Genomic DNA, 22,621 nt, shown 5'->3' with positions numbered 1-22,621 from the left:
CTTAATCAATTTTAATGTGTAATTGCCAAGGCTTATTTTGTTGCCAATAAAGTTGTTCTTGTTCTAAATCGAGTACCACTAAGCGATTATGCTGTGCAAACTGTTGATCAAGGGTTAATTGAAATTTGCAAGGATCGTTATCCATGATCGCTAAGGTGAATACATGCGGATCAAGCGTACTCGAACGCTGATTATTAATCAATACGGCCAGTCTTAGTATTTGTAATAGTGGATAAATTTGTTTTGTCTCAAATAAGCTAAAGTAGGGAATGCTCTCAATTTTTAGCCCTTTGCGGTGATACCTCACCAGCGTTGACAGTAAAAATTGTTGTTCTTCATTAAAACCGGGCATATTGCTGTTTTGTAAGATATAAGCCGAATGTTTATGAATACCTGAAAAGTTAATACTCAGTCCAATTTCATGCAATAACGCAGACCAATATAAGATCGATTCTAAAATGGGGTCAAGCGTTACCGTTGTTTGCTTTTTCCATTGCTTAAAAAGGTGTTTTGCTGTTTGTGCAACTTGGTTGGCGTGCTGTTCGTCAATACGATATTGTTTAAATAGGGTATCAATTGTCTTTTGGCATATATCTTGTAAACTTTTATTGTCTTCGGTCATTTCGTAAAGTAGGCCTTCACGTAATGCACTTTGTGTATAATGAAGCTCTTTTATACCGAATGCTTTAAAGACACCATAAAATATCGCTAATCCACTAACAAATACCGCTTTACGTTCATCCGATAGTGAAGGGTAGTCAATATCACTAAAATGTTTAAACTCAAGGATATAAGAAACCAAGTCATCGAGTCGATTTGGGGTAATAATGCCATCAGACACGCCAAGATCCAACAAAATACTATAGATACTTTTTATGGTACCCGATGCACCAAACGCCACGGTAATATTTTTACTTTTAACCAATTTAATCATTTTCTCGACTTGCTGTTCGGCAGCAAAACATGCTCGTTCAAATAATGGTCGACTGATGGTTTGTTTTGGGAAAAATTGTTTAGCATAGGTTACGCAGCCCATCGGACGACTTTCAACTAACGTCGGCGTTGAGCCTGTGCCTATTGCAATTTCAGTTGAACCACCACCGACGTCTATCACAAATTTGACATCTGATTTGGCTACGGACTCAGTATTAATGGCTCCTATATAAATCAATCTTGCTTCTTCTTGCCCTGAAATGATTTCAATCGGATAGGGGAATACTTTTGCGGCTTCTAATAAGAATTGATAGCGGTTTTTCGCCACTCTTAATGTATAAGTGCCAACGACTTTAATGTGGCTTACCGGAAAATCCTTTAAACGTTCAGCAAACATGGCTAAACACGCTACACCACGGCAAATACTTGTTTCACTTAATTGAAAATCATGATTAAGTCCTGTCGCTAAGTGAACATTTTGTTTATGTTTATAAATGACTTGCAAGGCATTATTGACTTTTTTAGCGATGACCATATGGAAACTGTTTGATCCCAGATCAACGACCGCATATTCATGAAAATCATTAATGTTAGATTGCACTTAGTAATCCTCAGTTTTTGGCTTATTTTCTAGTCGGTTTAAGTAATCATAGATAGCTATTTGTGCTCTAATTTTCTTTTTGTTACCGCGTTGAATATAGTTGTTTTGTAAATCTTTATCGATAATCCTCGCTTTGACATTATCGCTTGCTTGGATCATAAAAATATCTTGGATGATCTTTTGTAAACTCGGATCTAAAATTTTCACCCCCACTTCAACACGATTATCTATGTTGCGAGGCATCCAGTCAGCGGAAGAAATATAAGTATCTTTCAAACCATTATTTTCAAAAATGTAGACCCTAGCATGTTCTAAAAATCGGTCAACCACACTTGTCACAATGATATTTTCACTTAAGTTAGGGACTTGTGGAATTAAGACGCACATACCCCGTACGACCATTCTGATTTTGACACCGGCTGATGAGGCTTCGTATAACTTATCGATCATCTCTTTATCCGTAATCGCATTAAGCTTTAGATAAATACCGGCGGGTTTCCCTGCTTTAGCATGTTTAATTTCACGTTGAATCAGCTCCATAAAGCGGATACGGGTATTTTGTGGTGAAACTAATAAGTAATTAAATGTTACAGGTTTAAACGGATTTTCGATAAAATTAAAGACTTTTCTCACTTCTTCAGTGATCATCGGATCGGCGGTTAGTAATGAAAAGTCAGTATAAATCTTTGCCGTCTTTTCATTAAAGTTACCCGAACCGATATGAGCATAACGCACAATTTGATCATTCTCTTTGCGTTCGATTAAAAAGAGTTTGGCATGGATCTTTAACTTAGGTTGTGAATAGATCACTTTGACCCCAGAACCAATCAGTTTTTTAGCCCAACGAATATTGATCTCTTCATCAAAACGCGCTTGTAACTCCACAACAACCGTCACTTTTTTACCGTTGTTTGCCGCATTAATCGCCGCCTGTACAAAGCGGGAATCTTTGGCGACACGGTAAATATTGATTCGAATATGGGTTACGCTTGGATCAAATGAAGCTTGACGCATGATCTCAAGGACATGGCTAAATGAATAGTAGGGGTAATAGAGTAAGATATCTTTGTCTTTAATCGCATCAAATGCATTTCTAAATTGTTTAAAGCGATTATAAGTTAAATTAGGGAGCACTTTGTTTAATAAATTAGGACTACCAATTCCAGGAAATCCCATCAAATCTTTAAAATTAGGGTAGCGGCCACCCGTCATTGCATCACTTTCAGTCAATTTTAGTTTAGACAATAACAGTTCGAGCAGGGCTTTTGGCATGTCTTTTTGATAGATAAATCGAACGGGCTGCGCTGTCAGGCGTTGTTTTAAACCTTGTGACATTAGCTCGAGCAAACTATCAAGTTCACTGCTTAATTCGTATTCAGCATCACGGTTTATCTTAATTGAGTAAGCATTAAATTCGGTGACATCAAAAAAGATTTTAAAAATATCCGGTAGACAAAACCGTAAAATATTATCTAAAAAGATGATCGATTTATTTTTGGATGCGGTATCTGACGGTAATAGTACAAATCGAGATACTTTTTCAGTCGGCAACTCTAAAATGGCGTATTTGGTGTCATTATTATTAATGATCTCGACGGCCAGATAAGAGTGATCATCTTTCAAAATTTGAATTAAATCTGTATGACTATCAAGCAGAATTGGGGTAATGTATTGACGTAAATTTTGCTTATAGTATTTTTTAATCCAATCTTCTTGTAGTGAGGTTAATTGTCGTTCATTGATCAAGAAAATTTGATTACGAGCCATCTCAAGCAATAACTCATTATAAAGTGTATCGAATTTTAAATCAGTCTGAATGACTTTTTGGTGAACTTGACGTAATATGCTTTTAGCGTTGGAACCATTACCTTGTTCTTGCTCAATTAAGACATCACGTTTGAGATTAGCAAACTGGACTTTGTAAAACTCATCCAAATTATTGGAGTAAATCCCGAGAAAGCGCACCCGCTCAATGAGTGGATTGCTTTTATCTGCCGCTTCTTGTAATACCCTTTCATTAAATGAGAGCCAGCTAAGCTCTTTTTGGAAATATCGGTTTTCTGTGCTCATATTATTTTTATTATACCTGCTATACAACGTCTTATTGCTATTGATTATATACTTAATTTACTTGAATTTGCACCTTTAGTTTTATGTGATATTGCCGTCAGTATTTGTCAATAAAAAAAGCCGACAGTTGTCGGCTTTTATGATCACTCTAATGAGCGAATTAAATGCGGTGTACAGATGTTGTATTTGTTGTACCGCTTGGTACTAATGCACCAGATACCATTACAACGATATCACCCGATTGTGCATAACCTAATTTAACCGCCATTTCTTTACCTAAACGGTAGAAATCATCTGTTGAAGCAATTGAATCAATTAATAGAGGCTCAACACCTTTAGTTAAAATTAATTGATTGATTGTTTTTTGGCTTGATGATAATGCTAAGATGCGTGCTGTTGGGAAGTAGTGACGCACTTCACGAGCTGATTTACCACTACGTGTTGCAACAATGATCAATGGCGAGTTTAAACGTTCAGCAATTTCGACTGCACCACAACATACCGCCGCTGTGATTCGTAATTTTTCTAATGCTTGAAGCTCTAAAGATGCTGGAATTGTTTTGTCAGTACGTTTACAGATAGTTGCCATCACGTTAACCGTTTCTAACGGATATTTACCTTTAGCACTTTCACCTGAAAGCATTACTGCATCAGTACCATCTAAGATAGCATTTGCAACGTCACCCGCTTCAGCACGAGTAGGGCGTGGGTTTTTGATCATGGAGTCAAGCATTTGTGTTGCAGTAATAACTGGTTTAGATGCACGAACACATTTTTTGATCATCATTTTTTGTGCAAAGATCACTTCCTCAACTGGGATTTCAACACCTAAATCACCACGCGCAACCATGATTCCGTCAGACGCATCTAAGATTTCATCAAAGTTGTCTAAACCTTCTTGGTTTTCAATTTTTGAAATGATTTTGATGTCTTCGCCACCGTGTGCTTTTAAATGTGCACGAATGTCTTCAACATCAGAACGTTTACGGATAAATGATGCAGCGATGAAATCAACGCCTTGCTCACAACCAAAGATAAGATCTTGTTTGTCTTTTTCAGCTAACGCAGGAAGTTGGATTGAAACACCAGGTAAGTTAACACCTTTGTTTTCACCTAAGTCACCGTTGTTAAGTACAGTACAGATAACTTCGTTACCTTTAATTTCCTTAACATCCATAGCAATCAGACCGTCATCAACTAATACGCGATTACCCACTTTTAGGTCACTTGCGAAACCAGCGTAAGTCACAGCAACACGCTCGCAATTACCAACGACGGTTTTGTCTGTTGTGAACGTAAACGTTTGACCTGCGATTAATGAAACATCGTTACCGCCTTCAAGTTTAATCGTACGGATTTCAGGGCCTTTAGTATCAAGCATGATTGCTGCTTTAAGGCCTGTTTCTTGCATCACTTCACGTAGATTTCTAATACGTCCACCATGTTCTTCATAGTCACCATGAGAGAAGTTTAAACGCATAACATTCATGCCAGCATTTAATAGCTTGGTTAACATTTCTTTAGACTCTGATTTTGGTCCAATCGTACATACAATTTTTGTCTTTTTCATAATGATATATATCTGCTAGTTAAGTTAATGTTAAAAGTTAAGTTAATTTAAGTTTTTCTTATAATAATTGTCAAAATTTAGGAATAAAAAAACCAATGACTATGCATTGGTAGAAATTTGGTTACGCTGGTTTTGAGATCGTCTCAATGTAAAAACAATATCGACAAAGTTACTCGCGTTTTTTGTTGAAAACATCTTCACAATAATTAAACTCATAAACAGTTTTAAAAAGTTGGCTATATTATAGCTTAACAAGAATTTTAATAAAGAATTTTGTCAGAATAATCAAAAAATATTCGCTTTGATGCCTTATATTTATACGCAATAGCACTTTAAGTGCTATTTTTTGCGAGTTATCAAAACCGTTTAACAAAGTGATAAAAAAAGCCCTTGATTGGGCTTTTAATCATCACACTACATCAGATCTTTTAATTCAAAGACTAACTGATTAGTTTTGTCCGATAATTGTAAAAAGGTTTTATCGCCTTGCTGATCTATTTTTACTTGCGCACCATGGCTAAATAGTTCACCCAAAATAAAATCAAGCTGATTTAATTGCTCATCTGGGCAGAGCATTCTCGTCATAGCAAGTCCAGGACTTTTAATTACGCCGTCTTCAAGTGATGATTGACCAAAAAAGCGATTACACATTTTACCATTGACGGTTAAATGTTCACCAAATTCAATAAAAGCGTGTTTATCCATCGAGATGTCTTGTGTATTAAATTTTATTAATACAAAACGGTGGTGTAACAAATCTTCGGTTACAACCGTTCTACTTTTATCACATGCTGACATACTGACAACGCCAATCAATAATACAAAAAAACAACAAAATCGTTTCATAACCAGTTCCTTTCATATTTCTTTCCTTATACCTTGCAAAAATTTGCTATAATACAAGCAATGAATTTATACGTAACAAAATAATCTATGTCATATTCTGAGCAAATACAAGCGCTTTTTAGCGCACTAGAGGCCGTTTGCATTAGCGATAAAGTAAAGCTAAAAAAAGCGTTGTTGGATATTGTCAAACAAAAACCGCTATCTGCTGAAAGTTTGTCTGCCATTCAAACTAAAATCGATCAGGCCAATGAAATATTTCAACAGCGTAAGCATAGCTTACCCACAAAAATCGATTATCCACCTGAGCTTCCTGTCAGTGGTAAAAAGCAGCAAATTGCAGATTTAATTCGTCAACATCAAGTTGTGATTATCGCTGGTGAAACCGGATCAGGTAAAACGACTCAAATACCCAAAATTTGCCTTGAATTAGGATTGGGGGTAAAAGGTTATATTGGCCATACTCAACCAAGGCGGCTTGCGGCTCGATCTGTTGCGAGTCGAATAGCTCAGGAGTTGCATTGTGAGCTTGGCACGACAGTCGGTTATAAAGTACGATTTAATGATCAGGTGCAAGGCAATACACTCGTTAAATTAATGACAGATGGGATTTTGCTTGCTGAGATTCAACAAGATCGACTGCTTAATGAATATGACACCATTATTATTGATGAAGCACATGAACGCAGTTTAAATATTGACTTTATTTTAGGTTACCTTAAACAACTATTACCCAAACGTCCGGATCTGAAAGTGATCATTACGTCAGCAACGATCGATGTGGATCGTTTTTCTCGTCATTTTAATCAAGCGCCAATTGTTGAAGTATCGGGTAGAACTTATCCGGTTGACGTGCGTTATCGCCCGCTGCAGCAAAATAGTGAAGAGGTAAGTGATGATTTTCAAGGGGTAATCGATGCTATTGATGAGTTATCATATGAAGATAAACGGGGCGATATTTTAGTCTTTTTAACCGGAGAACGAGAGATTCGAGATCTGGCTGATACCTTAACAAAACTTAATTTACAACACACTGAAATTGTGCCACTTTATGCCAGATTATCCGCATCAGAGCAAAATCGCATTTTCCAATCGCACAGTGGCAGGCGAATTATTTTGTCAACCAATGTGGCTGAAACTTCATTAACGGTACCTGGAATTAAATATGTGATAGATCCTGGTATGGCTAGAATTAGCCGCTATAGCTATCGTACTAAGGTGCAGCGATTACCCATTGAAGCTATTTCGCAAGCGTCAGCTAATCAACGGAAAGGGCGTTGTGGTCGTACCTCAAATGGGATTTGTATCCGCCTTTATGATGAACATGATTTTTTAAGTAGACCTGAATTTACTGAGCCTGAAATTTTAAGAACCAATTTAGCATCAGTCATTTTGCAAATGACCGCCCTAGATTTAGGGAATATTGCGGCCTTTCCATTTATTGAACCACCAGAACAAAAACATATTAAAGACGGCATTCGTTTATTAGAAGAATTGGGTGCAATTTATATCAAAAAAGGGCGCTATTACTTAACTAAAATTGGTCAAATTTTAGCACAACTGCCGATTGATCCGAGACTTGCAAGAATGTTAGTTGAGGCAAGGAAAACCAGTTGCGTTAAAGAAATCATGATAATTACCGCTGCTTTGTCAATTCAAGATCCTCGTGAAAGGCCATTAGATAAACAACAAGCATCTGATGAAAAACATCGTCGTTTTATGGACAAAAATTCCGATTTCATGACCTATCTGAATTTATGGAAATATATCCAAGAGCAACAAGATGCTTTAACGAATAACCAATTTAGACAATTGTGTCGCAAAGAGTTTTTAAACTATCTCCGGATCAAAGAGTGGCAAGATATTTATACACAAATAAGGCAAACAGTGAAACAAATCGCCATTCCAATTAACAGTAAAGATGGTGATTATCAATCACTGCATATTGCGATATTAAGTGGTTTACTGTCTCATATTGGTATGAAAGAGATTGAAAAGTTTGAATATATTGGCGCTAGAAACATTAAGTTTGCTATATTTCCTGGGTCTGGTGTTTTTAAAACATTACCTAAATGGTGTGTTGCCAGTGAACTGGTTGAAACCGCTAAATTGTGGGGGCGTAATGTTGCTAAAATAGAACCAGAATGGATTGAACCACTTGCAGTTCATTTATCTAAGAAACAATATAGTGAACCTCGTTGGTCTAAGAATCAAGGTACGACGATTGCAAATGAAAAAGTGACTTTGTTTGGATTACCTATTGTCAATAATCGCACAGTGAATTATCACAATATTGATCCAACATTAAGTCGTGAACTATTTATCAAACATGCTTTGATCGAAGGTGACTTTGATACTAAATATGATTTTTTAACCAAAAATCATCAATTAGTGGCAGAAGTTGAAGATCTCGAGCATAAATCACGAAGGCAAGATATCTTAGTTGATGAGACGATTTTATTTGAATTTTATGATCAACGTATTCCACAACACGTCACCTGTGCTACTGATTTTGCACGGTGGTGGAAACAACAAAGTTTAACCAACGCTGATTATTTAGTCGTAACCAAATCGATGCTAATCAATCCAAACGCAACGAGTATTACGAAACACGATTACCCTGATTATTGGTTATATGACGCACAGTTAAAATTGAAGTTAACCTATCAATTTGATATTGGTGGAAGTCGTGATGGTGTAACCGTTAATATTCCCTTAAGCATTTTAAATCAGATTGAAAATGACAGTGCATTTCAATGGCAGGTAGCGGGGTTTAGACACGATTTAATTGTGGCGTTAATCAAATCATTACCTAAAGCTTTACGGCGCCATTTAGTTCCTGCACCTAACTATGCCAGTGCATTTTTATCTCGTGTTGAAGTAGGCCAAAGTGATTTATTTGTTGCATTAGAACGAGAATTTAGACGAATGACGGGTGTAACAATCACTAAGGAAGATTGGCAACTTGAACAGATTCCTGAATATCTAAAAATGACGTTTAATATTGTTGACGATAAAGATAAAACCATTATTGCAGGTAAAAATCTTGCCAGTTTAAAAGATCAATTAAAAGATAAAGTACAAAAAGTATTAACTCAAATCACTCAAACTCAACATAATGAGCTTGAAAAAGTTAATTTAACCCATTGGGACTTTGGTAATTTACCGCGTATTTATGAGAAAAAACAACAAAATTATGTTGTTAAGGCTTACCCAACGCTGGTTGATGAAGGCAATAGTGTTGCGATTAAATTGGCAAATAGTGAAGATGAACAAATTAAATTGATGCAACAGGGAGTTAAGCGACTGATTTATTTAAATATTCCATCTCCTATTAAGTATTTACATGAAAAATTACCGAATAAAGCTAAATTAGGTCTTTATTTTAATTCATTTGGTAAAATTAATGATTTAATTGATGATTGTATTTATTGTGGTATCGACTATTTAATTGAACAACAGCACGGAATTATTTTTGAACAAGCTCAGTTTTTGCCGTTATTAGAAAAAGTGAAAGCTCATATAAATGATGTGATTGTTGATATCGCAAGTCAAGTCGAACGCATTTTAACCCTTAATTATATGATCAGCAAAAGATTAAAAGGGCGCATGGACTTAACCATGGCGCTGTCATTAGCTGACATAAAACAGCAATTATCACAATTAATCTATAAAGGGTTTGTTGCAGAGACAGGATATCAAAAATTATCGGATGTATATCGATATTTACAGGCTATTGATAAACGGATCGAAAAACTGTACCAAGATCCCAATAAAGATCGTTTGCAACTAATGATCATTGAACGTGTTTATAAGACGTATTTAGACATTAAGCAGCAGCAAGAAAATAATAAGATGAGTCTAAAATCAATTGTACAATTGCGTTGGATGATTGAGGAGTTAAGGGTTAATCTTTTTGCTCAGCAATTAGGGACACCATATCCCATTTCTGAGAAAAGAATTCATCAATATATTGATGAAATCAAAAAATAATTGTGTTTGTTAGTTGTGGCATTGTTGGTGTAAAACCCAATCGGAGATGTCATTTAAAACATTAGGCGAGTAGGCGGATGAACCGGCTAAAATAAATAATGCTTCATGCCACCAAGGCCATTGTGAGGCTTGTTGGTAATTGAACCAGTCACTATTTAACAGGCTATGGGTTGCATTTCTTACAATTTTGATACAATGTGGTGTCTGTTTGGGTAAATTTGAAGACCAAACTTGTACGGTTTGAAGTGGGTCTACATTGATATCATCTTTACCGACAAGTATCATCACCGGTGTCACCATGTTTGTGATATCATTTGTCGCATCAATTAATGCATTACGACGTTCAAAATCAAATCTAGTACAAATTGATTCACATGGCTTTACTATTTCTGATTGTGTAAATACTTTGTCATAATTTGTTCTCTCGTGTTGGAGTTGTGATGTAATCTGCGAACACTCCAATCCTGATAACTTAAGTCTTTGATATATATAGTAAAACCCTTGTTCGCGCCAATTAATTGCCGGCCCCAATAACAATGAAAAATCAGGTTTTGAAAGGTGACTTGCTTGAGGAATAACCCAACCAGCTTGTGAAAATCCCATTAATCCAATTCTACTGTTTTTTAGTTCGGGTTGCAGCCTAAGCAGTTCTAATATGAAGGCGGTTTCATTCGCTCTATCATGCATGGTTTGAGCTAACCAATTGCCTTGACTTGATCCTACGCCAGGTTTATCCCATGAAAAAACAGCAATACCGTTTTTAAGTAAGTGTTTTATTAAGGGAGTATATCCTCCATCAGAAAATCTGTCTTGTGGGCCATCGCCATGCACCAAAATAACTGCAGTAGGGGAATGTTCCTTATTAGGCGGGAATAAAAGGGTTCCTTCTAATATTTGATGATGATAGTTGATCTGAATAATTCGTTGATCTGGATAACCAGAAAGATCAAAATCAGACAAACGATATAAAAAAAATGAAGCCAAAAAAGCGATAATGAAGATCGGAACAATTAAACGTAACTTCATTATATTGATCCTGCTGATAACTTAGAAAAAACTGACGTATAGTCTGTGTAATATGTCAATATTAATGAGCTACACAAGAATGTAGCTCATTAAATAATTGCTTAACGGAATAGGTCAACGTAAATTGTTCTGTTTGGACCTTTAGTATCTTGGGCAATACGAGAGATGTGGTAGTATTTAGCGCCTTTTTCGGCCGCTTTTTTACCTGCATTATAAGAAATCTCTTGTTCAGTTGCGTAGTAGCCTCTAAATTTAATCGTATCAAATGGCACCATTTTAGCAGCGGTTGCATCATTAAGTTCTTCAATTTTTGTACCATCTGGTAGCGTTACAGTGTAACGAGATGATTTTGTCGGCATCATTGATTTAGCCGGTTGTTCATTCGATGGTATCGCTTGGCTTGAAACAACCACATCTGCTTTTGGCGCCGTTGTGGCAGATTTGTTATCCGATTTAACGTCTTTAACTGATTCATTTTTAAACTTATCAACATAAAACTGTTCATTAAATGCTGAAGATGAATAATAACCAGGACGTTCTACTTGCATAGCAGCTTCGCCACCTTGTGCTAACGCTAGTTGTCCCGCTTCTGAATCGTAAGGGATCGCATCTTCAACTTGAAGCTTACGTTCTGCTGCATCTTTTTTAAATAAATAAGCGGTTATTTGTAAGTTTCCACCGTTTACTTCAACTAAACGATCAATAAAGAAAGCATAAGCACCTTTAGATGCCGCTTCTTTAGCAACCGCATTATTTAATTCGTGTTGCGTTGGGAAGTAACCACGTAGACGGATAATATCATACGGTTCATAACGAATAGCGGTATTTTTAGGGTACTCATAGACACCGACAAATTGTCTAAAATTGTCTGATTTTGGTGCAGCTTCAGGAGCATCTGATTTGTATAATTTAGCATAAACAACACGTAGACTATCGTTACCTGGGTAAACATTCACACTCGAGATATAAAAGTAGCTTGCGCCTTCTTTATCTGCGAGTTTTGAAATTGCACGAGAGTAGTCTGATTCACTGTAGTATTGACCTCTGACAGACACTTCTTTAAAGGATTGTAGCGAATCAGCTTTTTCAGGTGTCAATTCCTGAGCAGCATAAGATAACGTGCTAAAAGAGGACAATAATAGTAAGGTTAAACAAGATTTTTTTAAATGTGTAATTTTCATAGATCGATAAATCCTATTTTTTAAGTGACACTGTCACTAGTTGTTTTCTGCTGCTAACTTATATAAAGCGAGGAGGTTTTTAATACTGATATATTTTCCTCGCACACTTAAAACATCTAATTCCTGCATTCTCGTTAAGATTCGACTCACCGTTTCGATGGTTAATCCTAAGTAATTTGCAATATCAGAACGACTCATAGACAGTTTTATATTTAATGAAACATGTCCACGCTCAGAGTAGCGGGTATATAGGGCATAAATAAATGCGGCCAGTTTTTCTTCAGCTTTTTTCTGAGAGTAAGATAAAATTAATTTTTGATAATTTAAAATATCCTGACTCATCAATTTAAATATCATATCTCTAACTTTAGCATCGCTAGCGACTAATTCCATTAATTCGTCATATTTTAACTCACAAGTGATCGTGTTTGTTAAGGTTTTAATTGAATTATTGTATTTTTGAGTGGCGATACTATCAAAACCCACAATGTCACCTGGGAGATAAAAACCATTAATTTGTTCAATACCGTTTACGGTGACGTAAGTTTTGACCGCACCAGAGTGGATGATAAAAAACTTTTTAAATGCAGAGCCTTCATCAACAAGAACCGTATCCTTAGTAAATGACTTTTTACGTTCTAAAAGTGTATTTGTACGATTATTCAATGACATAGGAATACACATTGAACCAATGCTACATAATTCGCATGGCACTGAATAGCTTTTAGAACGAAGGGGCTTATAGATTTCTTGCATGATATAGGATTAATGTTGCCTTGATGAATAAAATTTTTGTATAAGATTACCATCATTACTCAAAATCGCAAAGATTTAGCGGGGGTTTTCAGAAAATATTTTATTATTGATGTTACCACTGAACAGGGCTAATACGTTTAGTCATTGGTGTTGTAATTGTCACTTTAAAATTTAGACAAAAAAGGATACAAACAATTAGTCTAAATAAATCTCAGAATTATTTGGTATCAAATGCCACAAATTTTTAAGGCAGCTTAATGAAAAGAATCACTGAATTTTAAAATCTATGAGGGATTAATTTGGCGGACTTGATCCCTCCTCTAAAACGACACCTTAGTTCGCATAATGTATATTATGTTAAATAATACATTATAAATTACCCTTTTAAATCAAAAAGATAACTAAACCACTGATAATTAAGTAAACACACACTAACTAACCTCAATGTAGTCTATTAAATTACCTTTTATGCTATTTTTATGTCATAAAATTAAATTCTACACATGGCACATTAAGTTGATTGATAAAACTCAACATTCAAATTTCATCGTTATTAGATGCAAAGAATTCACAATTTTAGTGGATAACTAATGGCATAACTTGTAGATGGTGATCTAATTCAATGAGTTATCTGGCCGATCATTAATTCATCAGTAATCATTTCAATTAGTGTTGGTAAAACTGATATAAAAAACCGTAGGCAGCGCTACGGTTATATTTGAATAATTTAATACTAAATAAATCAGTTAATATGAAGCCCACCTGTCACACCAAACACATCTGCGGTAACATAACTTGATTCTTCTGATGCCAAAAACACATACAAACTCGCTAGTTCAACGGGTTGACCTGAACGTTTTAACGGTGCTTGTTGACCAAATTCTGGGATTGCCTCACTGGGTTGACCACCACTGATTTGTAATGGTGTCCAAATTGGTCCAGGTGCCACACAATTCGCTCGAATTCCTTTATCAGCAAGCTGTTTAGCCAATGCTCTGGTGAAAGCAATAATTGCGGCTTTGGTCGATGCATAATCCAATAAAATTGCACTTGGTTGATAAGCTTGGATTGATGATGTCGTAATGATTGTAGATCCTGATTTTAAATAAGTTAATGCTGCCTTTGTAATCCAAAATAATGATAATACATTGATATCAAATGTTTTTCTCAATTGTTCTGTTGTTAAATTTAAAATGTTATCCACCGCAACCTGTTTACCGGCAACTAAGGTTAGGTTATCAAGACCACCCAGTTTTTGATGTGCTTGCTCAACAAGTGTTTGACAAAATTTTTCATCACTCAAATCACCTGGGATTAATATTACTTTACGCCCTGCTGCTTCGATAATTTTTGCCACATCTTCAGCGTCTTTTTGTTCATATGGAAGGTAATTAATTGCAACATCAGCCCCTTCTTTTGCATAAGCAATCGCGGCGGCTCGACCTATACCTGAATCACCACCGGTTACCAAAATCTTTCGCCCTAATAAACGTTGGTTGCCTTGGTAGCTGGTTTCACCACAATCAGGAATCGGTTTCATTTCTCGTTGTAATGCGGGGGCGGGTTGTTCCTGTTTTGGGTATGCTTCGTGATAATATTTGGTTGTCGGATTGTCTAAGTTGCTGTTACTCATATTACTCTCCTAAGGATTGTTTGCATTGAACTGCAATTTAAATAAAATCAATTTACTAATCAACAATCCCTATCACAGGCATTGCTTGATATAAAAAACAACTCATGTTTCAACTATATTAATATCAATAACTTAAGTTATTTTAATTTTTATGTAATGTTATGTTATGGAAATTGAAAATTTGCTATCAAACAAGGTAACAATAACATGAACAGATAGCGTTCTAATTAATCGCCCCGCCTATGTACTTTTATTCCCTTTGAATAAATCACGTACAGAGACTATATCGCAATCAATCCTTTGTTGCTGGCTAGCGTATTAAATGAGACAGTATTGCTGCGCTAACGCCTTATCATACAATAGCATCATATTCGTGGGTCTTAATAACGTATTTAGCATAATTTTAATCCATTCATTATTAATCCTACCGAATTTATGGTATGGATTGTTCTTTATCGCCAATTATTTTATCCTTGTTGGATAAGTCTATTCCCCGATCGGCTTACGCTCTTCATTTGTCGTTGCTTTTGGCATTTTCGTTATATCAGTTAGTTGAGTATAACGTCATGTTTACAGCGCAATTACTCTGTATATCCATTGAATGTCACAATCATAAAAAAGAATAAATAAAATGTGACAATAGATGATTTCTAACCATATTCATTCCCTGAACAGTTACGTATTTTATTCTTTACTTTAGTGCGTTTCTCAATATTTAGAAAATATTCTTTCTAATGTTTCTTACCTGTGGATAACTTGTGAATGAAAATAAGTGTAAATTATTTTATACAGTCGATCGCCTCTTGCATTGTTATTGTGCAAAAAAGAGAATAATTAAGAATTTTATGATGTGTTTTTAATTAAACTGAAGCAAAAGTTGTTAATTTGATTTTTTTTCGGTAGTTAATTTACGTGACAATGTAACGCTTTGGTGTGTGCCCTACTCGATTAGACATAAAAAACCCGCAAAAATACGGGTTTTATTTTATTTGAATCACTGATTACAATTTTTCAATCTCTGCATATTGTTCAAGCAATTTTACTTTATCGTCTTGATAGCCTTGTTGCTTTTCTTTTTCTTTCGCAACAACAGCTTCTGGCGCTTTATCAACAAAACTAGGGTTAGATAATTTGGTCTCAATACGATTGATTTCATTATCCATTCGTTCAATTTCTTTACGTAAACGAGCGAGTTCATCTGTTTTATTAATTAATCCGGCCATTGGAATTAATAATTCAGCCCCTTCGACTAATTTTGTGACCGACATTGGACCTTTTTCACCTTCATCTAAAATAATGATTTCAGACAAGCGTGCTAATGACTCAATAAAAGTGACATTGTCACTAATTCGTCGGTGTGTCGTCGGTGAAGCATCCCTGACCATAAGCTCAAGTTGTTTGCTTGGTGCAATGTTCATTTCAGCACGGATATTACGTACAGCAATAACGACTTGTTTAATCCAGTTTAGATCGTTAACAGCGTGTTCGTCATAAGCATGTTGATCATATGACGGCATTTTTTGTAGCATAATTGTATCTGCGGTAATACCCATAATGCCTTTGACATTTTGCCATATTGCTTCAGTAATATATGGAATAATTGGGTGTGCTAATCTAAGTAACGCTTCTAATACTGATACTAAAGTATGGCGAGCGGCCCGTTGCTGATTCGCATTACCATGACTTAGTACAGATTTGGTTAACTCTAAATACCAGTCACAGAATTGGTTCCACGTAAATTCATATAGAATACTTGCTGCCATATCAAAACGATAGGTTGAAAAGGCATCTTGATAAGATTTCACCGTTTGATTAAATTCAGCTAAAATCCATTTGTCAGCAAGGGAATACTCAAGTTCACCACCTTTGAAGCCACAATCATGTTCTTGGGTATTCATTAAAACATAACGACTCGCATTCCAAAGTTTATTACAGAAATTACGATAGCCTTCTAACCGTTTTAAATCCCAGTTAATATCACGACCTGTTGATGCAAGAGCAGCTAAGGTAAATCTCAATGCATCAGTACCGTGTGGTTCAATACCATTTGGGAATTGTTTTTCAGTTCGTTTAGCTATTTTTTCTGCCAATTGCGGCTGCATCATATTTCCAGTGCGTTTTTCTAACAACGCTGGCAATGAAATTCCGTCAATCATATCAAGAGGATCGATAACATTCCCCTTAGATTTAGACATTTTTTGCCCTTCTTCATCACGAATCAAGCCGGTGACATACACCGTTTTGAATGGAACTTGCGGTTTACCATTTTCATCTTTGATAAAATGCATGGTCAGCATGATCATTCTTGCAACCCAGAAGAAGATAATATCAAAACCTGTTACCAACACATTTGTGGGATGGAAGGTTTTAAGATCATCGGTATTATCTGGCCAACCTAATGTAGAAAATGTCCATAATCCTGATGAGAACCATGTATCTAATACATCATCATCTTGTGACAATTTGATATCAGCCGCGAGGTTATTTTCTTGACGTACTTCATCTTCATTACGCCCAACATAGACGTTACCTTGTTCATCGTACCAAGCTGGAATACGGTGTCCCCACCATAATTGACGGGAAATACACCAATCTTGAATATCATTCATCCAGGAAAAATACATATTTTCATATTGTTTAGGTACAAACTGGATTTCACCCGTTTTTACGGCATCAATTGCCACTTCAGCAAGTGGTTTAGTTCTAACATACCACTGATCGGTTAGCATCGGTTCAATTACTACACCACCACGATCGCCATATGGAATGGTTAAATTATGCGGTTCGATTTTGTCAAGAATACCTAAAGCATCGCACTCAGCAACAACAGCTTTACGTGCGGCAAAACGCTCTAGGCCTTGTAAAGATTGTGGTAAATCAGTTGGATAAACCGTTGATGGTTCACCGTTTGTATCAAACACTTCTGCTTGATGGCGAATATCACCATCAAAGGTTAATATATTGATCATCGGTAAATGATGACGTTTACCAACTTCATAGTCGTTAAAGTCATGCGCTGGGGTGATTTTTACACATCCCGTACCTTTTGTCATATCGGCATGTTCATCACCAACAATCGGAATACGACGGTTAACAAATGGTAAAACAATAAATTTACCGATCAAATCTTTATAGCGAGGATCTTCTGGATTAACCGCAACACCTGTGTCGCCTAAAATTGTTTCTGGCCTTGTTGTGGCAACCACTAAATAGTCGTTGCCATCAGCAGTTTTTACACCATCAGCGAGTGGATAGCGAATATGCCACATTGAACCTTTAACGTCTTTATTTTCAACTTCTAAATCAGAAATGGCTGTACGTAATTTAGGGTCCCAATTAACTAAGCGTTTACCACGATAAATGAGATCTTCTTTATATAAGCGAACAAAGACTTCTTTTACTGCATTAGATAAGCCATCATCCATGGTAAAACGTTCACGTTCCCAATCAACTGAGTCACCTAAACGACGCATTTGTTTGGTGATACTACCGCCCGACTCTGCTTTCCATTGCCAAATTTTATCAATAAATGCATCTCGACCATAATCATGACGTGTTTTATTTTCTTCCGCCGCAATTTTACGTTCGACGACCATTTGGGTCGCTATGCCTGCATGGTCAGTACCCGATTGCCATAGTGTATTATTACCCTGCATGCGGTGATAGCGAATGAGCGCATCCATGATGGTTTGCTGGAAGGCATGCCCCATATGCAAACTCCCCGTTACATTTGGTGGCGGAATTGCAATACAGTAGCTTGGCGCGGATTTATCACCATTTGGTTTAAAGTATCCGTTTTCTTCCCAATGAGTGTAAATCGGTTGCTCGATTTCTTGAGGATTATAAGTTTTATCTAATGTTATTTTCATAATGCTTTTCAGATCCAGTAAAAAGAATATGCACTAATTGTACTTGAGTACATAAATAGAAATAAATAGAGACTATTCTACAACAAATTAACATGAGTTAAAAACTGAATAATCACGCTATTGTAAGATATAAAAATAAAAAGGGGGGATTTGATGGGAAATTGACAGATGCCTTGATAGGATCAAGGCATCAAGGTGATCATTAAAAGAGATCTTTAACGTTTCCGCCTTTTTCAGCAATTTTTTTCATAACCGCTTTGTGCAACCAAATATTCATTGCTGCACTATCATCTGTATTACCTGTGTAATGCAGTTCTGACGCTAATGCTTTACGTGCCGTTAAGCTGCTATCTAATCCTAATAGTTTTAAAAGGTCAACGATTGACGTTTTCCAATTTAATTTTTGTGGGTTTTTCTTAGCCATTTCATCTAAGATAGCCACTACGTCAACATCTTTGAATGGTTCTGCTGTATCGACGACAGAATCCGTTGTATTTGTTTCAGCTGGTGATTCAACTTTAGCCGCTGCCGGTGTTTCATTAGCATGTGCTTTTTTTACAATTTTATCAGCGATTGAACCAACAATGCTCGTTGATGGAATTATTTTTGAAAAAATATCTGATAACATTCCCATTATTCACTCCTTAATTTTTTTAAATTTTTAGATGGTGCTTTTTTTCAAAAGCGCCTTAGTAAATAGCAAAAAAAAAGTGATGTCAATCAACAATAATCAATTGATTATTATTAAAACAATTATTCTGCTTTATTAATATTAATGGTTTTTAAATTAAATCCGACATTTTTATAAGCAATATAGCGCTCACGAGCTAATGCTTTTAATCGACTTTCAAAGGGAACAAAATCAATGATATCTCTATATACCGTCGAAAATTCAGGAAATGACTCTTGCAAATTAATGAGCAATTGACGATTGCCATTACTTCTTTTTCCTAACCATGCAATTTCAACCGGCGATCCCCCTTTCATTCCCTCACCAACTAAATTATGCGGTACGAAGCGGTCTGGTTCTTGTTGCCAAAGGTATTCATCAACTTTTTCAGCTTGTTGTTGATCTTGACATGCAACAAGGATCCGTTGTCCTTGTTGCCAATGTGTAACGATCGTCTGACAAGCAAGTTTTTCATGCGGCAGTAATAGGGGATCAGCCAATGTGGTTTCATCATCAATTAAATAGAATATGACTTTTTTCAATTAACTTACCCCAATAAAGATCAAGACACGCATGTTTTATACGATAATGATATTTTATATTAACATTTTATGAATCAGACTGTTCAATTAAATATTGAACTAACAATGATACAGGACGCCCTGTTGCACCTTTATTCGCACCTGAAACCCAAGCCGTTCCAGCAATATCAAGATGTGCCCAATGATAATTTTGAGCAAAACGTGATAAGAAACAACCTGCAGTAATTGTTCCACCATCACGACCTGCTGCATTCATAATATCGGCACAACTTGATTTGATTTGTTGTTGGAATGCATCATCAAGTGGTAGTTGCCATGATTTATCATAAGCTTTGGTCGAAGCTGCCACTAATTGTCCCACTAACTTATCGTTATTGCCCATTACACCAGTATAATGGTGACCCAACGCTACAATGCAGGCTCCTGTTAGGGTCGCAATGTCAATCACCGCTTGTGGTTTAAAGCGTTCAACAAACGTTAACACATCACAGAGCACTAATCGTCCTTCTGCGTCTGTATTAATGACCTCGACCGTTTGGCCAGATAGCGTGGTAAGAATATCACCAGGGCGATAGGCTCCTGTTCCTGGCATATTTTCACAACCAGCCATAATTCCAATCACGTTGATGGGTAGATTTAACGCTGCAACTGCTTGCATTACACCATAAACAGTCGCTGCCCCACACATATCATATTTCATTTCATCCATTCCGGCGGCAGGTTTAATTGAAATACCACCTGAATCGAAAGTTAATCCTTTACCGACAAGGACGATTGGTGCTGCATTTTTATCTTTATGACCTCGATATTCAATCACACTCATGATGGATTCATTTTCTGAACCTTTACCCACGGCAAGGTAGGCATTCATACCTAACTTAGCTAGCGCTTTTTCATCATAAAAAGCTGTTTTTAGATCGGTATACTGCTGATTTAAGTATTTTGCTTTATCAGCAAGGTACTGCGCATTACAGACATTAGACGGCTGGTTTGCAAGCGTTCTTGTTGCACTAACACCATTAGCAACCGCTATTCCATGTAATAATCCTTGTTCGGCAGACTCAACCAAGGCTTTATCTGTTACTGAAAAGACCATATTCTCAGTTTTGATTATTGGGGACTTAGTAGATTGATATTCATCAAAACGATAGCAATGAAACTCAATGGTTTCGATAAATCGTCTTACAAACTCATAGCTTGTGGCAGACGTTAAATCCGTTAATGAAACTAGCATGTGTTTACTATTCAAATTCGCCAAACGATCGGCAATGCTTTTGGTGATTTGGCTGACTTTGTCCATTGTAAAACTTTTTTTATCGCCTACGCCAACAAGTAACACTTTTTTAGCACTAATATTAGGTACATTATATAATACAGTGGTTTCCCCTATTTTACCGCTAAAGTCCCCTGCTTTGATTAACTGAGTCACCAGATTATTGGTAATGCTGTCAAAATCCCTGACACGTTCAGACTGCGTTTTGCCCTGCCAAATCGATAACACTAAGCAATCTGTTTTTTGTTTGAAAATATCACCATGTTTAATTTGAAAGTTCATTTTTATGCCTTAATCATTTAGTCTATTTGAATGCTATTTAGTTTTTATAACTACTCATGTAACCAGATAGCACGGATACTCAAAATCGTTATATTGAGCGCTATTTCAAGCATATGAAGCGCTATAATAATATTATTGTGCCATTCTAACGTTAAACAATAGCATATCAACAAAAAATTGATAACGAAAAGTCGGATTTAAGGCTATAATATTTCATTATATTTGATGAGTTATATTGTTGAGTAGGCTTATTACACGTGATTATTCGTCGTTACATCATAAAAGAAACATTTAAAACACAGCTCGCCATCCTATTTATTCTATTCATGATCTTCTTTTCACAAAAATTGATCAGAATTCTATCTAGTGCCGTTGATGGTGATGTTCCCAGTAATTTAGTTATGCCGCTCCTACTGCTGGGGGTGTCAAGTATGGCTCAATTAATTTTACCGTTGAGTCTTTTTCTTGGTATTTTGGTTGCTTTTGGGCGATTTTATACTGACAGTGAAATGGTTGCTATGTATGCATGTGGTGTTAAAAAACGTATCATTTATCAAGCAATTTTATTTCTCTCTATTATTACTTGCTCTTTCACTATAGCCAATTTAGTTTGGTATAGTCCATGGTCAAGTGTACAAGAAGAGCAACTCGTCGAAAATGCTAAACTTAACCCGAGTTTAGCTGGTTTACTTGCGGGGCAATTTCAAAAAACACAAAAAGGTGATTCGGTAATATACATTGGTAAAGTTGAAAATAATCAAATTAAACAAATTTTTATTGCGCAAACGAATCCAGGAACCGCTGCGAGACCTTCGGTAATATTATCAAATCAAGGTAAAGTCTTACATGATGCACAGGGTAACCAAATTATTGTGTTAGATAATGCTAATCGTTATGAAGGTTCGGCACAATTAAAAGACTTTCGAATTTCACATTTCAATAATTATCAGGCGATTATAAAACCAAAAACATTAACATCAACTGATGCACAAGCTAATGATAAAGTAGATCAAATGTCATTTAGTGAATTACGCCAAGTCAATACACCAAAGGCCAAAGCTGAATATTATTGGCGGGTGTCGTTAATTTTATCCGTTCCATTGATGGCCTTTTTAGTCATTCCATTAAGTTCATCAAATCCAAGACAAGGACGACTCAACCGCATTTTACCTGCTATTTTATTGTATTTAGTTTACTTTTTATTAGAAAGTTCAATCAAAGCCCATGCAAGTAAAGGACGACTTGATCCGACTTTCTGGTTTAACTTAGTTAATGGATTCTATTTCATGTTAGCAGTATTGTTTAATGTTTGGGATAGCATACCAATGCGAAAAATTCGTTATAGATTAACCCCTGCTCGCACAGCTTCATAAAAGGAT

At 36.1% G+C, this 22,621-nt stretch carries 14 protein-coding genes; 2 read left to right on the top strand and 12 right to left on the bottom strand.

Features of this window, described 5'->3' with window-relative positions; genetic code table 11:
• Nucleotide 1: 1 nt before the first annotated feature.
• The 4 genes from ABEA36_RS04620 to ABEA36_RS04605 all read right to left on the bottom strand — a co-directional run bounded on the left by ABEA36_RS04620 (nucleotide 2) and on the right by ABEA36_RS04605 (nucleotide 6,020).
• A complete protein-coding gene (locus ABEA36_RS04620; RefSeq protein ID WP_345489287.1) occupies nucleotides 2-1,534 on the bottom strand; it encodes a Ppx/GppA phosphatase family protein in 1,533 nt (510 codons plus the stop codon).
• On the bottom strand, nucleotides 1,535-3,604 hold the full coding sequence (ppk1, locus tag ABEA36_RS04615) for a polyphosphate kinase 1 (protein ID WP_345489285.1): 2,070 nt from the start codon (nucleotides 3,602-3,604) through the stop codon (nucleotides 1,535-1,537).
• A gap of 160 nt (nucleotides 3,605-3,764) precedes the next feature.
• On the bottom strand, nucleotides 3,765-5,174 hold the full coding sequence (gene pykF / locus ABEA36_RS04610) for a pyruvate kinase PykF (protein WP_345489283.1): 1,410 nt from the start codon (nucleotides 5,172-5,174) through the stop codon (nucleotides 3,765-3,767).
• Nucleotides 5,175-5,588: 414 nt separating this feature from the next.
• Nucleotides 5,589-6,020 (bottom strand): META domain-containing protein, encoded by a 432-nt coding sequence (locus tag ABEA36_RS04605; protein ID WP_345489280.1) that lies wholly within the window; start codon nucleotides 6,018-6,020, stop codon nucleotides 5,589-5,591.
• 87 nt (nucleotides 6,021-6,107) lie between these two features.
• Here ABEA36_RS04605 and hrpA point away from each other — a divergent pair, with 87 nt between their 5' ends.
• On the top strand, nucleotides 6,108-10,010 hold the full coding sequence (hrpA, locus tag ABEA36_RS04600) for an ATP-dependent RNA helicase HrpA (protein ID WP_345489278.1): 3,903 nt from the start codon (nucleotides 6,108-6,110) through the stop codon (nucleotides 10,008-10,010).
• Between the two features lie 9 nt (nucleotides 10,011-10,019).
• Here hrpA and ABEA36_RS04595 read toward each other — a convergent pair whose 3' ends face one another.
• From ABEA36_RS04595 to ABEA36_RS04560, 8 genes are all read right to left on the bottom strand, one after another.
• Complete coding sequence (locus ABEA36_RS04595; protein WP_345489276.1) at nucleotides 10,020-11,036, bottom strand: alpha/beta hydrolase family protein; 1,017 nt, start codon at nucleotides 11,034-11,036, stop codon at nucleotides 10,020-10,022.
• 101 nt (nucleotides 11,037-11,137) lie between these two features.
• A complete protein-coding gene (locus ABEA36_RS04590; RefSeq protein WP_345489274.1) occupies nucleotides 11,138-12,217 on the bottom strand; it encodes a YdgH/BhsA/McbA-like domain containing protein in 1,080 nt (359 codons plus the stop codon).
• Between the two features lie 36 nt (nucleotides 12,218-12,253).
• The gene (fnr, locus tag ABEA36_RS04585) at nucleotides 12,254-12,973 is read right to left on the bottom strand and encodes a fumarate/nitrate reduction transcriptional regulator Fnr (protein ID WP_345489272.1); all 720 of its coding nucleotides are present in this window, start codon (nucleotides 12,971-12,973) and stop codon (nucleotides 12,254-12,256) included.
• 742 nt (nucleotides 12,974-13,715) lie between these two features.
• Nucleotides 13,716-14,606 carry an SDR family oxidoreductase gene (locus ABEA36_RS04580; RefSeq protein ID WP_345489270.1) on the bottom strand — a complete coding sequence of 297 codons (891 nt, stop codon included), beginning with the start codon at nucleotides 14,604-14,606 and terminating at the stop codon, nucleotides 13,716-13,718.
• 1,001 nt (nucleotides 14,607-15,607) lie between these two features.
• The gene (locus ABEA36_RS04575) at nucleotides 15,608-18,475 is read right to left on the bottom strand and encodes a valine--tRNA ligase (protein WP_345489267.1); all 2,868 of its coding nucleotides are present in this window, start codon (nucleotides 18,473-18,475) and stop codon (nucleotides 15,608-15,610) included.
• Between the two features lie 202 nt (nucleotides 18,476-18,677).
• Nucleotides 18,678-19,109 carry a DUF3597 domain-containing protein gene (locus ABEA36_RS04570; RefSeq protein WP_345489265.1) on the bottom strand — a complete coding sequence of 144 codons (432 nt, stop codon included), beginning with the start codon at nucleotides 19,107-19,109 and terminating at the stop codon, nucleotides 18,678-18,680.
• 119 nt (nucleotides 19,110-19,228) lie between these two features.
• Entirely contained in the window at nucleotides 19,229-19,687 is a 459-nt protein-coding gene (locus tag ABEA36_RS04565; RefSeq protein ID WP_345489263.1) for a DNA polymerase III subunit chi, read from the bottom strand.
• Between the two features lie 67 nt (nucleotides 19,688-19,754).
• Nucleotides 19,755-21,242, bottom strand: a complete 1,488-nt coding sequence (locus tag ABEA36_RS04560) for a leucyl aminopeptidase (protein ID WP_345489261.1) — start codon at nucleotides 21,240-21,242, stop codon at nucleotides 19,755-19,757.
• Between the two features lie 257 nt (nucleotides 21,243-21,499).
• On the opposite strand from ABEA36_RS04560, the gene lptF reads away from it, so the two are divergent.
• Nucleotides 21,500-22,615, top strand: a complete 1,116-nt coding sequence (gene lptF / locus ABEA36_RS04555) for an LPS export ABC transporter permease LptF (RefSeq protein WP_345489259.1) — start codon at nucleotides 21,500-21,502, stop codon at nucleotides 22,613-22,615.
• The last annotated feature ends 6 nt before the right edge of the window (nucleotides 22,616-22,621 follow it).

It is taken from the genome of Orbus sasakiae, assembly GCF_039542345.1.
GTDB lineage: Bacteria > Pseudomonadota > Gammaproteobacteria > Enterobacterales > Orbaceae > Orbus > Orbus sasakiae.
Note: the sequence above shows the minus strand (reverse complement) of the source record. Positions and strands in the feature narration are given on the sequence as shown.

Bases quoted from the DNA above. Each gene is read 5' to 3' on its own strand.
- ppk1 (WP_345489285.1), bottom strand. From the start codon at position 3,604: ATGAGCACAGAAAACCGATATTTCCAAAAAGAGCTTAGCTGGCTCTCA.
- ABEA36_RS04590 (WP_345489274.1), bottom strand. From the start codon at position 12,217: ATGAAAATTACACATTTAAAAAAATCTTGTTTAACCTTACTATTATTG.
- ABEA36_RS04570 (WP_345489265.1), bottom strand. From the start codon at position 19,109: ATGGGAATGTTATCAGATATTTTTTCAAAAATAATTCCATCAACGAGC.
- hrpA (WP_345489278.1), top strand. From the start codon at position 6,108: ATGTCATATTCTGAGCAAATACAAGCGCTTTTTAGCGCACTAGAGGCC.
- pykF (WP_345489283.1), bottom strand. From the start codon at position 5,174: ATGAAAAAGACAAAAATTGTATGTACGATTGGACCAAAATCAGAGTCT.
- ABEA36_RS04560 (WP_345489261.1), bottom strand. From the start codon at position 21,242: ATGAACTTTCAAATTAAACATGGTGATATTTTCAAACAAAAAACAGAT.
- ABEA36_RS04595 (WP_345489276.1), bottom strand. From the start codon at position 11,036: ATGAAGTTACGTTTAATTGTTCCGATCTTCATTATCGCTTTTTTGGCT.
- ABEA36_RS04605 (WP_345489280.1), bottom strand. From the start codon at position 6,020: ATGAAACGATTTTGTTGTTTTTTTGTATTATTGATTGGCGTTGTCAGT.
- fnr (WP_345489272.1), bottom strand. From the start codon at position 12,973: ATGCAAGAAATCTATAAGCCCCTTCGTTCTAAAAGCTATTCAGTGCCA.
- ABEA36_RS04580 (WP_345489270.1), bottom strand. From the start codon at position 14,606: ATGAGTAACAGCAACTTAGACAATCCGACAACCAAATATTATCACGAA.
- ABEA36_RS04575 (WP_345489267.1), bottom strand. From the start codon at position 18,475: ATGAAAATAACATTAGATAAAACTTATAATCCTCAAGAAATCGAGCAA.